The organism is Salipiger bermudensis HTCC2601, assembly GCF_000153725.1.
Lineage (GTDB): Bacteria > Pseudomonadota > Alphaproteobacteria > Rhodobacterales > Rhodobacteraceae > Salipiger > Salipiger bermudensis.
In genome coordinates this window covers 2884442-2898497 of the sequence record NZ_DS022276.1, presented here as the reverse complement: position 1 = coordinate 2898497, position 14056 = coordinate 2884442, and the positions used below count along the sequence as shown (strand labels likewise).

Annotated in this window: 11 protein-coding genes; 6 read left to right on the top strand and 5 right to left on the bottom strand. The window is 67.9% G+C overall.

What is annotated here, in order from left to right; all coding sequences use genetic code 11:
* Positions 1 to 142: 142 nt before the first annotated feature.
* Both prfB and R2601_RS13620 read right to left on the bottom strand, forming a co-directional pair.
* Positions 143 to 1264 (bottom strand): peptide chain release factor 2, encoded by a 1122-nt coding sequence (prfB, locus tag R2601_RS13625; protein WP_007799315.1) that lies wholly within the window; start codon positions 1262 to 1264, stop codon positions 143 to 145.
* A gap of 120 nt (positions 1265 to 1384) precedes the next feature.
* On the bottom strand, positions 1385 to 2413 hold the full coding sequence (locus R2601_RS13620; protein ID WP_007799313.1) for a LacI family DNA-binding transcriptional regulator: 1029 nt from the start codon (positions 2411 to 2413) through the stop codon (positions 1385 to 1387).
* A 157-nt stretch (positions 2414 to 2570) separates the two neighbouring features.
* On the opposite strand from R2601_RS13620, the gene R2601_RS13615 reads away from it, so the two are divergent.
* The 4 genes from R2601_RS13615 to R2601_RS13600 are packed head-to-tail and all read left to right on the top strand — an operon-like array spanning position 2571 to position 6327.
* Positions 2571 to 3710, top strand: a complete 1140-nt coding sequence (locus R2601_RS13615; protein WP_050768416.1) for an aryl-sulfate sulfotransferase — start codon at positions 2571 to 2573, stop codon at positions 3708 to 3710.
* Positions 3701 to 4534: an ABC transporter permease gene (locus R2601_RS13610; protein WP_007799309.1), complete on the top strand. Its 834-nt coding sequence runs from the start codon at positions 3701 to 3703 to the stop codon at positions 4532 to 4534. The genes R2601_RS13615 and R2601_RS13610 overlap by 10 nt, the downstream gene beginning before the upstream one ends.
* A complete protein-coding gene (locus R2601_RS13605) occupies positions 4534 to 5352 on the top strand; it encodes an ABC transporter ATP-binding protein (protein WP_007799308.1) in 819 nt (272 codons plus the stop codon). Before R2601_RS13610 ends, R2601_RS13605 begins: the two co-directional genes overlap by 1 nt.
* Positions 5353 to 5364: 12 nt before the next feature.
* Complete coding sequence (locus R2601_RS13600; protein ID WP_007799306.1) at positions 5365 to 6327, top strand: ABC transporter substrate-binding protein; 963 nt, start codon at positions 5365 to 5367, stop codon at positions 6325 to 6327.
* A gap of 253 nt (positions 6328 to 6580) precedes the next feature.
* Here R2601_RS13600 and R2601_RS13595 read toward each other — a convergent pair whose 3' ends face one another.
* From R2601_RS13595 to R2601_RS13585, 3 genes are all read right to left on the bottom strand, one after another.
* Positions 6581 to 9118: a penicillin-binding protein 1A gene (locus tag R2601_RS13595; protein ID WP_007799304.1), complete on the bottom strand. Its 2538-nt coding sequence runs from the start codon at positions 9116 to 9118 to the stop codon at positions 6581 to 6583.
* Between the two features lie 104 nt (positions 9119 to 9222).
* Positions 9223 to 10425 carry an N-acetylmuramoyl-L-alanine amidase gene (locus R2601_RS13590; RefSeq protein WP_007799303.1) on the bottom strand — a complete coding sequence of 401 codons (1203 nt, stop codon included), beginning with the start codon at positions 10423 to 10425 and terminating at the stop codon, positions 9223 to 9225.
* A 128-nt stretch (positions 10426 to 10553) separates the two neighbouring features.
* Complete coding sequence (locus R2601_RS13585; protein ID WP_007799301.1) at positions 10554 to 11699, bottom strand: pyridoxal phosphate-dependent aminotransferase; 1146 nt, start codon at positions 11697 to 11699, stop codon at positions 10554 to 10556.
* 56 nt (positions 11700 to 11755) lie between these two features.
* Between R2601_RS13585 and R2601_RS13580 the strand changes: the two genes are divergently transcribed.
* Positions 11756 to 13096, top strand: a complete 1341-nt coding sequence (locus tag R2601_RS13580; protein ID WP_007799298.1) for a M48 family metalloprotease — start codon at positions 11756 to 11758, stop codon at positions 13094 to 13096.
* A gap of 54 nt (positions 13097 to 13150) precedes the next feature.
* Positions 13151 to 13924: a DsbA family protein gene (locus tag R2601_RS13575; RefSeq protein ID WP_007799296.1), complete on the top strand. Its 774-nt coding sequence runs from the start codon at positions 13151 to 13153 to the stop codon at positions 13922 to 13924.
* Positions 13925 to 14056 lie beyond the last annotated feature (132 nt).

The following is a 14056-nucleotide window of genomic DNA, read 5'->3' as shown; positions in this document are numbered from 1 at the left end:
ACAGACCGCGGCGCCCTGCCCCGGCCGCCCCCGCGGTCGCTGTCATGATCGTGTTGCCCATCGCCCTGCCCTGGCCGTTTTCCGGCAAGAGTAGCGGGCGCTCGACACCGCGGCAAGCGCCCGGGCGGGGCGCGATCCGTCCTTAGTCGGCCTGCGCGTCGGCGCGGCTCTTGCCCGCCGCCTTTTGGGCCAGCGTGGCCGCCATGAACGGATCGAGATCGCCGTCGAGCACGCCTTGGGTGTCCGAGGTCTCGTGGCTGGTGCGCAGGTCCTTCACCATCTGGTAGGGCTGCAGCACGTAGGAGCGGATCTGGTTGCCCCAGCCGGCATCGCCCTTGGCCTCGTGCTGGGCGTTGATCTCGGCGTTACGGCGGTCAAGCTCCATCTGGTAGAGCCGCGATTTCAGCGCCTTCATGGCGATGTCGCGGTTCTGGTGCTGCGACTTCTCCGAGCTGGTCACCACGATGCCGGTGGGCATGTGGGTGATCCGAACCGCCGAGTCGGTGGTGTTCACGTGCTGACCACCGGCGCCCGAGGAGCGGTAGGTGTCGACCCGGATATCCGACGGGTTCACGTCGATCTCGATGTTGTCGTCGACCACAGGGTAGACCCAGACCGACGCGAAAGAGGTTTCGCGCGTGCCCTTGCCGAAGGGCGAGATCCGCACCAGCCGGTGCACGCCGCTCTCGGATTTCAGCCAGCCATAGGCGTTGGTGCCGGAAATCTTGTAGGCCACCGACTTGATGCCCGCCTCGGCGCCCGCTTCCTCCGATTGCAGCTCGACCTCGTAGCCGCGCTTCTCGGCCCAGCGCACGTACATCCGCTGCAGCATCGCGGCCCAGTCGCAGGCCTCGGTGCCGCCCGCGCCGGCATTGATCTCGAGGAAGGTGTCGTTGCCATCGGCCTCGCCGTCGAGCAGCGCCTCGAGCTCTTTCTGGCCGGCCTTCTCTGCCAGTGCCTTGAGCGCGCCCTCGGCCTCGGAGACGACCTCGTCATCCTCTTCCATCTCGCCAAGCTCGATCAGCTCGACATTGTCCGACAGCTCCTGCTTGATCGAGGTATAGGTCTCCATCGCATCGACGAGGAACTGGCGGTCGCGCATCAGCTTCTGTGCCGCCTGCGGATCGTCCCAGAGGTTGGGATCCTCGACGCGGGCGTTGAATTCCTCGAGCCGGTGCGGCGCGGTCTCCCAGTCGAGCCGCTGGCCAAGCAGGTCGAGCGACTTCTCGATCTTTTCGACGGTCTTCTGGGTCTCGGCACGCATGGCGGTCTCTTTTCGGGAAAACTGTGGTCAGGGGGACATAAACCAGCGCCGCCTCCCCTTCAAGCGCCCGCCTCCCCTCGTTTGCGGGCAAGGCCTGCCAAGCCCCCCGGGCAAGGGGCGTCAGGACAAAACCGTCGAGCCCCGCACCAGCAGGTCCGGCTCGGGTGCATCGACGACCATCGCGCCGGCGCCGGTATCCAGCGCGCCGACAAGGCCCCGGGCCGCAAGCTCGGCAACCTGATCGAGATGCAGGTCGAGCGAGGTCAGCGCCGGGCTCTCGCTGCGCGCCCGGATGCCGTCGTAGCGGGTCGCGACGCACACATCGCCCGGCACCCTTAACCCGAGCTCCCTCAGTGCGGCCATGACACCGGTGGCCATGGCGTCGATGGGCACGAGCACCGCGTCCGGGGCACCGAACTCGGCCACGTGCGCGCGCAGCGCCGCCTGCGCGCCGCGCTCCGCCTCGGCCTCCGGCAGGACGATTTCCTGCCCCGGCAGACCGTGCGCCGTGCTGCGCTGGCTGAAGACCTCGCGAAAGGCAATGTTCGAGGCCCGTCCGCTCTGGCCGACGACCAGCAGGATATCCCGGGCGCCGACATCGTGCAGGTGGTCGAACAGCGTTTCGGCCATCCGGCGGTAGTCGATCCGCACCGCAAGGGGCTGGTCCTCGGTGGCAGGGCCGATGACCATGGTCGGCACGCCGCGCGCCGCCAGCAGCGACAGGTAGGGATCCTCGGTCTCGGGCTCCACGAGGATCGCGCCATCGAAGGCGATGGTGGAGAGCGCGCGAACCGGATCCTCGATCGGCGGCACCAGCAACAGGGCGGTGTTGCTCTCGAGCGCGGCAATCGCGGCGGAGGCGGCGATCTCCATCAGGAAGCCGAGCCGGGCTGCGCCTGCGGCGACGGCGGTCGGCATCGAGGAGAAGATCGCGATGGTGCCCGCCCGCCCGGTCCGCATGCCCCGTGCCGCGAGGTTGGGCACGTAACCCAGCCGCTCGATCGCCGCCGTGATCCGCGCCTGCGTCGCCGAATCGACCCGCCGCTTCCCGCTGAGCGCGTTGGAGACCGTGCCCGGAGACACCCCGGCCGCCTGCGCCACGTCCTTGATGGTTGCCCGTTTGCGGGGACCGTCTGCGCCCATCGCCATTCAAACTCCGCCTGTTTTTTCGTCGCTAGACGCTTGTTTCCGCCTGTTCGGTCGGCGTCATCAAGAAATCGCGCCTTTTGAGTTATTAAAACGTTTTAACAACACCCAGCGCAAGGCAATAGTGCATTAAAACGTTTTACAACACATGGAGACGGCAATGCTCGATACGACCAAAGGCACTTTCGACCCCGAACAGGCCAGCGCCGTGACGCTGGAGCGGCGCCGGCTCGGGCTGACCGCGCTCGACCGGGAAAAGAGCTTCGGCGGCTACACGCTCTATGCCCGCCAGACCGGCGGCGGCGTGGTCGACATGGTGGATCTCGAAGGCCGCATCGCGCATCAGTGGCAAATGCCGGTGCGCCCGGGCCGCGACGCGGTGCTGCTGCCCAATGGCAATCTCGGCTACAACGGCAGCCATGCCACCTCGGCCGCGCTCTACCCGGCATGGGATCTCTGGCATGGCGGCGATTTCTACGAGGCGACGCCCGAGGGCGAGATCGTCTGGCGCCATGAAGACATCTACCACCACCACGACGCCCAGTGGCTGCCCAACGGCGACTTGCTCTACACCGTGGCCGCCGAGCTCCCGGCGCACCTTGCCAAGCGCATCTGCGGCGGCGACCCGCGCAAGGACGGCGCTGACGGCATTTTCCAGTCCGACATCGTGCGGCAGGTGAACCGCAAGGGCGAGGTGGTCTGGGAATGGTGCATCTGGGACCACATCGACCCCGCCGACCTGCCGGTTCACCCGATCTTCGACCGCCGCCACTGGCCGATGATCAACGGTGTGTCCGAGACCGAGAGCGGGCTGATCCTGATGAGCCTGCGCACCACCTCGGGCGTGATCGCGGTCGAAAAGGCGAGCGGCCGCATCGTCTGGCACGCGGGCGCCGACCTCGTCGCCCAGCAGCACACGCCGATCATGATGGAGGGCGGCACGGTGCTGGTCTTCGACAACGGCAACCTGCGCATGGGCTCCTCGAACCCGTTCTCGCGTGCGCTGGAGTTCGATCCCGCGACCATGCAGGTCACATGGAGCTACACCGACCCCAACGCGCCGAGCTTCTTCTCGCCCTTCATGGGCAGCGCCGAGCGGCTGCCCAACGGCAACACCCTGATCTGCGAGAGCGCCTTTGGCCGGCTCTTCGAGGTGACGCCGGCAGGCGAGACCGTCTGGGAATTCGTGATCCCCGACTTCGCCGAGTACCCTGCCCCAGTGAACCAGTTCATCAAGGGTTCTCACAACGGCTGCTTCCGGGCGCATCGCTACAGCGCGGAGCAGGTGACATGGCTGTGACCGACATGAGCGAAGACCCGACCAAAGCACGCACATCGCCAAGGATCGCCCCCTTCCTGTCGCAAGGCGCGAAATGGGGCGCGAAGGCCGGGCTGCCGCTGATCTCCTTTGCCTTCATCCTCGGCATCTGGGCGCTGGTGGGCGCCTCGGGCATGGTCAAGGAGGCGATCTTTCCCGCGCCGTGGTCGGTCTGGTCCGCCACGGTCGAGATGTGGCAGAACGGCACGCTGCAGACAGACCTCGCGAAATCGCTGGGCCGGGCCGGCGTGGGCTTCGGCATCGGTGCCACGCTCGGCGTGGCACTGGGTCTGCTCACCGGCCGCGTGGCACTGGTGCGGACCCTGCTCAACCCGTTCCTCAACCTGCTGCGCCCGATCCCAGCCATCGCGCTGGTCCCGGTGGCCATCGTCTGGTTCGGCATCGGAGAGGGCTCGAAATACTTCGTGGTCAGCTACACCGTGTTCCTCACGGTCTGGTTCAACACCCATCACGGCATGGAATACGTCCCCGAAACCTACCTGCGCGCCTCGCGCTCGCTGGGGGCGTCGAGGATGCGCGAATTCCTCACCGTGGTGCTGCCCGCCGCCGCGCCGCACATCTTCGCCGGCATCCGGCTCGGCGTGGCGCTGGCCTTCCTGAGCCTCGTGGCGGCCGAACTGTCCGGCGCCTCGTCAGGCATCGGCTTCCGGCTTCAGGAAGCACGGCAATACGTGCGCACCGACCGGATGTTCTCGCTGCTGATCATCCTCGGCGTCCTCGGCGCGGTGGCGGACCTCATCGTCCACGCCATCGGCAAGAAACTCGTGCACTGGGAGCAGGGCTGATGGCTGAAGATCTCATGACCGACACTCACAAGACCGACACTCAGAAGGGCCGCGTCGAGATCGACGACGTGGTGATCCGCTTCAAGGGGCGGCAGGGGCCGGTGACGGCGCTCGCGCGCACCTCCCACGTGCTCGAGCCGGGCACATTCACCGCGCTGATCGGGCCTTCGGGCTGCGGCAAGTCCACGCTGATGAACGCCATCGCAGGCTTCGTGAAACCCTCCGAGGGCAGCCTGCGCCTCGACGGCAAGCCGATCGCGGGCCCTTCCCCCGAGGTTGGCGTGATCTTCCAGCAATACGCGCTGTTCCCTTGGTTCACCGCGCTCAACAACGTGCGCTACGGGCTCAAGCAGTTCGGCCTGCCCCAGGGCGAAGAGATCGACCGCGCCCGCGCCGCCCTCGCCGAGGTCGGGCTCGAGGCCCATGCCGACAAGTACCCGCAGCAGCTCTCGGGCGGCATGAAGCAGAGGGTCGCCATCGCGCGCACCTTCGCGGTCGGGCCCAAGGTGTTGCTGATGGACGAGCCCTTCGGCGCGCTCGACGCGCAGACCAGATTGGTGATGCACGAGCTTCTGCTCAATATCTGGCGCAAGCACCGCGCCACCGTGCTCTTCGTGACCCACGACGTGGACGAGGCGCTTCTGCTCTCGGACCACGTGCAGGTCATGAGCCAGGCGCCGGGGCGGCTGATCCGCCACTACCACCTGACCCAGCAGCGCCCGCGCGCCTTCAGCCGCTCGGGAAGCGACCTTCTGGAGATCCGGGACGAGATCCTCGACCTCCTTCACCCCAAGACAGACCTCGCAGACAGCCTCTAAGGGAGATTTACCGTGACCCACCTTTCCACACTGGCACTGGCCGCCGCGCTGCTCGCTCCGCTTGCGGCCAGCGCCGAGGAGCTGACCTTCGCCTGGACCCCGAACCCGCAGACGCCTCAGGTCGATGTGGCGATCCAGAACGGCTATTTCGAAGAGGCGGGGCTCGACATCGAGTTCGTCGCCTTCCGCACCGGCCGCGAAGGCTTCGAGGCGATGATCGGCGGTCAGGTCGACGTCACCTTCATGGCGGAATTCCCGGCCGCGGTCGGCGCCCTGACCGGGCAGGAGTTCGCCGTGATCGGCGATCTCGCGCGCTTCACCGGCTCCCGGGTGATCGTGAACACCGCCTCGGGCGCTGTCACCTCGCCAGCCGAGCTCGCCGGCAAGAAGATCGGCACCACCATCGGCACCAACGTCAATTTCTACCTCGACGAGATCCTCGCCGAAGCCGGTGTCGAGGCCGAGGTGATCGGCGCGGCACCGCCGGATCTGGTCCCGGCGCTGGCGCGCGGCGATCTCGATGCCATCGTGCCCTTCCCGACCTTCTACGGCGCCGCCGCCAACACGCTCGGCGAGGACTATGCCGAACTGCGGGTGCCCGGCTACGAGGTGCATTACATTCTCGCCGCCTCGCCCGAGATGACCGGCGACCGGTCCGCAACGCTCGAGGCCTTCATGGCCGCGCTGGCCAAGGCGGATGCCGATGTGAAGGCCGATCCGGCGGCGGCAATGGAGGCGGTCAGCGCCTCGATGCAGGGCGCGATGAGCCCCGAGGCGCTCGCCACCATGTGGCAGGATGTCGATGTCGGCCTCAAGCTCGACACCGCGCTCGCCGATCTGCTGGTGGCCGAAGCCGACTGGGTGCTGTCGAAAGGCGTGGTGAGGGGCGAGGCCGTCGACCGGGCCGAGATGCTGACGCATTTCGCCCCCGCCCCGCTCGAGAAAGCGGCGCCCGAGGCGGTCGACCTGCCCTGAGGCCCGCCCCCTCCGTCCAGAAAAGACCAAGCCCCGTCGCGCGCCGGCGGGGCTTTTCACGTCCCAAGTCCGGCTCTGATCCACCCCATCAAGCCACTCGGCCAACCCGCGAACGCGCCCGCCGCCTGTCCCGGCGCCCGACCCTTCTCTGGTTCGAAAATACCTCGGGGGGAACGCGCGCCCGGCGCGCGTGGGGGGCAGCGCCCCCCAAGCCTGTCCGCCCGCGCAGGCGGGCGGAAACCGCGCCTTGCGCTCAGTAAAGCCCGCCCGAGGACAGCGTGCCGAAGCTCGCCTTCGGTCCGACGGTCGCCTTGCGCCCGGTCGAGGTGGTGACTTCGCGCGCACGGGTGCTGCCATCGGGCTGGATCAGGTCGAAATTGCCAGACATCGCCCAGCCGCCATCGAGCTGGATCCCGAACATCGGCTCCTGACCACGGCGGAAGCACTCGGCCACCACGTTGGGGCCCGACGCATCCGGCCCGAGACGAGCGCCCGAGAAACGGTCGATATTGATGAACTCGCAAGCCTCGGGCACGTCGAAGGCACCGCCACCGTATTTCTGCACTGCCTCGGTCATGAAGCGCTGGAACACCGGGCCACACATCGAGGCCCCGTAGGCACCACGCCCCATCGGGCTGGGGTTGTCGTAGCCGATGTAGCAGCCCGCCACGATGTTCGAGGTGAAGCCGATGAACCACACGTCCTTCGCGTCGTTGGTGGTGCCGGTCTTGCCGGCGGTGGGCACACCCAGATCGACCACCCGCGCGGCGGTGCCGCGCTCGACCACGCCCTGCATCATCGAGGTCAGCTGATAGGCGGTGACCGCATCCATGATGCGCTCGCGGTTGTTGCGGATCGTGGGGCTCACCCCTGGCGGCAGGCTGTCCTCGGCGCAGTCGATGCAGACCCGCTCGTTGCCCTTGGCGCTTTCATGGTTGTAGATCGTGCGACCGTAGCGGTCCTGCACCCGGTCGACCAGCGTCGGCTCGACGCGCTCGCCACCATTGGCGAACATCGCATAGGCCGAGATCATCTTGTAGAGCGTGGTCTCGTCGGCACCGAGCGCGTTCGACAGGAAGCGGCCCAGGTGATCATAGACGCCGAACTTCTCGGCATAGCGGCCCACCGTGTCCATGCCGATCTCCTGCGCGAGACGGATGGTCATCAGGTTCCGCGACTGCTCGATGCCGGTGCGCAGCGGGGTCGGACCGTAATAGGTGTTGGACGAGTTCTTCGGACGCCACACGCCCTGCGGCGTGTCGATCTCGATCGGTGCGTCGATCACGATGGTCGAGGGCGCATAGCCCGAGTCGAGCGCCGAGGCGTAGACGAAGGGCTTGAAGGACGAGCCCGGCTGACGCTGCGCCTGAGTGGCGCGGTTGAACACCGAATCCTGGTACGAGAAGCCGCCCTGCATGGCGATCACCCGGCCGGTGTGCACGTCCATCGCCATGAAGGCGCCCTGTACCCGCGGCACCTGCCGCAGCGTCCAGCGGATGAAGCTGCCGTCATTGTCGGCGGTCATCTCGCGCACATGCACCACGTCGCCGCGCTCGAAATTGTCGCGGAAGCTGCCACGGACCCACGAGATGTCGTCGCGCGGGACCGACGTGCCGCGGGCGTCATCGGTCGCCACGCCCTCGATGCCGAGGCGCATGGCGCTGTCACCGACCTCGAGCACCACCGCCGGGAGCCACTCGCTCTCGAGGTCGATGTCGCGCGCCACAGAGGTGTTGGACAGCGCCTCGCGCCAGGCCTCTTCCGAGCCCAGCTGTTCCTCGGGAATGGTCTTGCCGGTGCCGCGCCAGCGGCCGAGGCTGCGGTCATAGTTCTCGAGCGAGATGCGCAGCGATTCCGCCGCCTTGGTCTGCATCTCGGGATCGAGCGTGGCGCGCACGCTGAAACCGCCCGAGAAGAACTCGCCCTCGCCGAAGTCGCGGGTCAGCTGACGGCGGATCTCGTCGGTGAAATAATCGCGCGGCGGCAGCGAGCGCTGGTAGGGCTCGAAATCGCCGTTCTGCACCGAACGCAGTGGCTGCGCGCGCTCCTGCTCGTAGACCTCGTCCGAGAGGTAGCCGTTGTCATGCATCTCGCGCAGGACGTAGTCGCGGCGCTGCAGTAGCCGCTCCTTGTTGCGCACCGGGTGATAGTCCGACGGCGCCTTCGGCATCGACGCGAGGAACGCCGCCTCGTGCGGTTCGAGCTCTGACAGGGTCTTGTTGAAATAGGTCTGGGCCGCAGCGGTCACGCCGTAGGAGTTCTGGCCGAGAAAGATCTCGTTGAGATAGAGCTCGAGGATCTTTTCCTTGCTCAGCGCCTGCTCGACGCGGGTGGCAAGGATGATCTCCTTGATCTTGCGCTCGGCGCGACGGTCGCCGTCGAGAAGGAAGTTCTTCATCACCTGCTGGGTGATGGTCGAGGCACCGCGCACGTCGCGGCCGCGGGATTTCACCGCATCGACCACCGCCGCGGCAATGCCGCGCGGATCATAGCCCTGGTGGGTGTAGAAGTTCTTGTCCTCGGCCGAGATGAACGCTTCTTTCACCAGGTCGGGGATCTGGTCCGCAGGGGTGAACAGCCGCCGCTCCTGCGCGAACTCGTCGATGATCCGGCCTTCCTGGCTGTAGATCCGGCTGATCGTCGGCGGGGTGTACTGCGCCAGGCTCTCGTGGCTGGGCAGGTCCTGGCCATAGATCCAGATCACCGCGCCCACCGTGAGCGCGAACATCATGATCCCCAGCGTGATGATGCTGAAGATGCCGCCGAAAAAGGAAAGAATGAACCGAGTCACTGAGGGCCGCCTCTGAAGATTGCCGTGTCCTTATACCCTGCATGGCCCGCGGTCAAAACACACGGGGGCGTGACGGCAGGGCACTGCCACCGGTCAGGCCGCGTCTATTGCCTGCGCAACCGTGCCAGCGCCGCATCCTCGAGCGCCCAGGCCGCGATGCCGTCGCGGATGCCCGCCGCCATGCCGGCGCGCCAGAACGTGTCCTGCAGGTTGTCGAGATCCTTGGCCGTGGACAGGAACCCGACCTCGACCAGCACCGAGGGAATGTCGGCCGCCTTGAGCACAGAGAAGCCCGCATGGCGCAGCGGCCGCTTGTGAACCGTGCCCACGGCGTTGCGGATGCGGTCGACGAGATGCTTCGCCAGCGCCGTGCTGCGCGGGGAATTGTCAAGCCGGGCGAGGTCGAGCAGCACGTCGGCGACCCGATCATCGGCCCCCGAGAGATCGAGCCCGGCGAGGATGTCGTCGCGGTCATGGCGCTCGGCCAGCGCCGCCGAGGCCGCGTCCGAGGCGTCGTCCGACAGGGTGTAGACGGTGGCGCCGTGGGCGATGCCCTCCTCGATGGCGTCCGCGTGCAAGGACACGAACAGGTCCGCGCCCGCCTGATGCGCCAGCGCCACGCGCGCCTCGAGCGAGACGAAGACATCTTCCTCGCGGGTCATCTCGACCACGTAGCCGGCACGGCGCAGCACGTCGCGCAGTTCGCGGGCGAAGGTGAGCATCAGGTCGGCTTCGCTGTGGCCGTCGCGCTGCGCGCCCGGATCGATGCCGCCATGCCCGGGATCGAGCATGATGCGCAGCGGCGCCGAGGGATCGCGCGGCGGCGCGGCAGTGGCGCGGGGCTCGGGCAGATCCCAACGCGGGTCACGCGGCGCGCCGGAGGCGGCGGCCATCTCCTCGGGGCTGGCGGGCTCGAGGCGCAGCGACAGCCGCGCCTCGCCGGTGGTCTCGGTGACGCGCATCCCTGCCCGCCCGATCACCATCGGCTCGGCGAGCTCGGCCACCAGTCGCGACCAGCCCGATCGGATGCGCCCGACGCGCAGCGCCTCGACCGTGTCGGACCGGCCCATGGCCGCGGGATCCGCCCCTTGCCAGTCGACCTCGCGGAAATCCACCACCAGTCGGGCCGGATCTGTCAGGGTGAAGGCGCGCCACGGCACCCCCTGGCTCAGGCCGAGGGTCAACTCGGTGCCGCCACGCCGGTCCTCAAGCGCGCCGCGCTCGAACAGAGCGCGCCCGCCAAGGTCCTGTGCCGCTGCGGCGGAGCCCAGAAAGAGCGCCGCCAGAAGAAGGAAGATCCTGCTCATCCGCCATCGATCATGTTGTTTTGCATCACGCTAGCACGCCCCAGCCGGATTTGCAGCCCGCGCGACGGCCAAGAATTTTCGTGCGAAAATTCTTCAGCCCAAGATTTTTAGTCCTAAAAATCTTCGGCTTACCCACGCGTCTTCATGAAATCCTGAAGCCGCGACAGCCCCTCCTCGATATCCGCCGTGCTGCGGGCATAGGAAAACCGCAGCGTGCCGTGGCCGCGCTCGGGATCGAAATCCAGCCCCGGCGTCACCGCCACCCCCGCCTTGTCGAGGATCTCGGCCGCGAAGGCGCGGCTGTCCTCGGTCAGGTGGCTGACATCGGCATAGACGTAGAAGGCCCCGTCCGGAGGCGCGATACGGTCGAAGCCGGCCTTGGGCAGCCCCTCGAGCATCAACTCCCGGTTGCGTGCATAGACCGCGAGGTTCTCCTGCAGCTCTTCTCCGCAATCCATCGCCGCCAGCGCCGCCACCTGCGCCGCGTGCGACGGGCAAATGAACAGGTTCTGCGCCAGCCGCTCGACCTGCCGCACCGAGCGCTCGGGCAGCACCAGCCAGCCGACGCGCCAGCCGGTCATCGAGAAATACTTCGAGAACGAGTTGATCACGCAGACATCGTCCGACAGCTCGAGCGCGGTCACCGCGCGCTTGTCATACTCGATGCCGTGATAGATCTCGTCCGACAGGAACGCCGCGCCCTGCGCCTGGCATGTCTCGATCATCGCCCCAAGCTCGGCACGGTCGAGCATCGTCCCGGTGGGGTTCGCCGGCGAGGCCATCATCAGCCCCTGATAGTCGACGCCCATCAGATCCCCGGGCACCAGCTGGTAGCCGTTCTCGGGCTTGGCGGGCACCTCCACGGGCACCAGATCGAGCGCCTTGAGGATCTGCCGGTAGGACGGGTAGCCCGGCATCCCCAGCGCCACCCGGTCTCCGGCGTCGAACATCGCGGTGAAGGCGAGGATGAAGCCCCCGGACGAGCCCGGCGTGACCACCACGCGGGCCGGGTCGAGATCGACGTTGTACCACTCGCCATAGAGCCGCGCGATGCGCTGGCGCAGCGCTGGCAGGCCGAGCGCCACGGTATAGCCCAGGGGATCGGATGTCATGGTCTCGGCCAGCACCGCGCGGGCATGGGCGGGCGCCGGAGACGAGGGCTGGCCCACCTCCATGTGAATGATGTGGCGTCCGGCTTCCTCGGCGGCGCGCGCCGCCTCCATCACATCCATCACGATGAAGGGATCGACCGCGCCGCGGCTTGAGTTTCGCATCCTGCTCTCCCATGGTGGCTCGGGATTGGGAGTATTGAGGATACCGGGGAGGGTCAATGTCCGCCGCCGTTGCACGACCGTTTGCCGCGCTGCTGCTCGTGGCCACCCTGCTCGTGGCTGCCCTGCCCGCGCGCGCCGTCACCCTGCTACGCGATGCCGATATCGAGCACGCTCTGGCGATGGTCGCGGCGCCAGTGCTGCGCGGCGCCGGGCTCAGCCCGTCTCAGGTCAAGGTGGTGATGGTCAGGGATGACAGCCTCAACGCCTTCATCGTCGACAACAGCACCATCTACATCCATTCCGGGCTGATCCTGAAGCTCGACACCCCGGCGCAGCTGCAAGCGGTGATCGCGCACGAGGCGGCGCATATCACCAACGGCCACATCGCCCGCCGGCTCGGCAACATGCGCAACGCCCGCACCGCCACGCTGCTCGGCATGGCGCTGGCTGCCGCCACCGGGGTCAGCACCGGCAGCGGAGATGCCGCCGCCGCGATCATGATGGGTTCGTCGGCCTCGGCAATGAACAAGTTCATGGCCCACACCCGCGCCGAGGAAAGCGCCGCGGACATCAGTTCGATCCGCAGCATGGTGAATGCCGGGCTCGACCCGCGCGGCGCCGTCGAGGTGCAGGAGATCTTCCGCGGGCAGGAGCTGCTCTCGGCGCCGCGGCAGGACCCTTACGTGCAGACCCACCCGCTCACCCGCGACCGCCTGCGCGCACTGCAGGGGCTGGTCGCCGCCTCGCCGGGACAGGGGGCCGCCGCCGATCCTTCAACCGTCTACTGGTTCGCCCGCGCCCGCGCCAAGCTCGCCGCCTTCCTGCGCGCGCCCAGCTGGACGCTGCGCCGGCTCGAGCGCCTGCCGAGCAAGGACATCGCGCTGATGGCCGAGGCCGTGGCGCAGCACCGGCAATCCGACCTGAGGCGCGCCCTGCGCGCCATCGACGGCGCCATCGCGCTGCGCCCCAACGATCCGTTCCTGCGCGACCTCAAGGGCGAGATCCTGCTCGAGAGCCGGCAGGCCGGGCCGGCTGTGCAGGTCTACGGACAGGCCCGTCAGCTCGCCCCGCGCAACGCCCAGATTCTCGCCGGGCTCGGTCGGGCACAGCTTGCCGCCGGGCAATACGGCGCCGCGCTGCGCACGCTGGAAGAGGCCCGAGACCGCGACTGGCGCGACAACCGGGTGCTGCGTGACCTCGCGGTGGCCTACGCCAAGACCGGCAACACCGGCATGGCGTCGGAGGCCACGGCACAGCGCTACGCGCTTCAGGGCCGCCTGCACGATGCCGGGATCCACGCCAATCGCGCGCTGGGGCTTCTGCCGCGCGGCTCCGCCCCCTATCGCCGGGCGCAGGACGTGGCCGATGCCGCCGCCCGCGCCGAAAAGAAACGCTGACACCGGACGATGCGACCGATACAGGTCTCTCAACGAACAAAGACAGGAGCTGCCATGCTGACCCGACTGACCCGCCCCGCCGCCGCGCTGACCCTCGCCGCCGGTCTCGCCGCCGCGCTGCCGGCGACAGCGCAGGACTTCGACTTCTCCGCCATGACACCCGAGCAGCGCGAGGCCTTCGGCACACAGGTGCGCGAGTACCTCCTCGAGAACCCGCAGGTCATCATGGAGGCGGTCAACGCGCTCGAGAACCGTCAGGCCGAGCAGCAGGCGGTGGCCGATCAGCAGATCGTGTCCGACAATGCCGACGCGCTGTTCCGCGACGGCTATTCCTATGTCGGCGGCAACCCCGACGGCGACATCACCATCGTCGAATTCTCGGACTACCGCTGCGGTTATTGCCGCCGTGCCTTTCCGGAAGTCGAGGAGCTGATTTCGAGCGATGGCAACATCCGCTTCATCATGAAGGAATTCCCGATCCTCGGCGAGGCCTCGGTCACCTCCTCGCGCTTCGCCATCGCGACGCTGATGGAGGCCGGCGACGAGGCCTACAAGGCGGTGCATGACGCGCTGATCACCCTCGAGGGCGAGCCCTCCGAACCGGTGCTGCGCCGTCTGGCCGATACGCTGGGGCTCGATGCCGAGGCGATCATCGCGCGGATGTCGGACGAGGAAGTGACGCGCCGCATCCAGGAGACCCGCGAACTGGCGACGCGGCTTCAGATCAACGGCACGCCGAGCTTCGTCTTCGGCGACCAGATGCTGCGCGGCTACGTGCCGCTCGACGGCATGCGCCAGCTGGTGGACCAGATCCGCTCCGAGGGCTGACACCTCCCGCGCCGCCCGCTCGCCCGCGCCGGGCGGCGCATCTCTTCGGACAAACGACAGCTCGGTCAGGCGCCTGCGCGCGCCGCATTGGCCCCTCGCCCGGGCCAAACGCCGCGATCTCTCGAACGGCCC

What these genes read in the sequence shown, in the direction of transcription:
- prfB (WP_007799315.1), bottom strand. Translation starts at nt 1,264, where the DNA reads ATGCGTGCCGAGACCCAGAAGACCGTCGAAAAGATCGAGAAGTCGCTC.
- R2601_RS13620 (WP_007799313.1), bottom strand. Translation starts at nt 2,413, where the DNA reads ATGGCGATGGGCGCAGACGGTCCCCGCAAACGGGCAACCATCAAGGAC.
- R2601_RS13615 (WP_050768416.1), top strand. Translation starts at nt 2,571, where the DNA reads ATGCTCGATACGACCAAAGGCACTTTCGACCCCGAACAGGCCAGCGCC.
- R2601_RS13610 (WP_007799309.1), top strand. Translation starts at nt 3,701, where the DNA reads ATGGCTGTGACCGACATGAGCGAAGACCCGACCAAAGCACGCACATCG.
- R2601_RS13605 (WP_007799308.1), top strand. Translation starts at nt 4,534, where the DNA reads ATGGCTGAAGATCTCATGACCGACACTCACAAGACCGACACTCAGAAG.
- R2601_RS13590 (WP_007799303.1), bottom strand. Translation starts at nt 10,425, where the DNA reads ATGAGCAGGATCTTCCTTCTTCTGGCGGCGCTCTTTCTGGGCTCCGCC.
- R2601_RS13585 (WP_007799301.1), bottom strand. Translation starts at nt 11,699, where the DNA reads ATGCGAAACTCAAGCCGCGGCGCGGTCGATCCCTTCATCGTGATGGAT.
- R2601_RS13580 (WP_007799298.1), top strand. Translation starts at nt 11,756, where the DNA reads ATGTCCGCCGCCGTTGCACGACCGTTTGCCGCGCTGCTGCTCGTGGCC.
- R2601_RS13575 (WP_007799296.1), top strand. Translation starts at nt 13,151, where the DNA reads ATGCTGACCCGACTGACCCGCCCCGCCGCCGCGCTGACCCTCGCCGCC.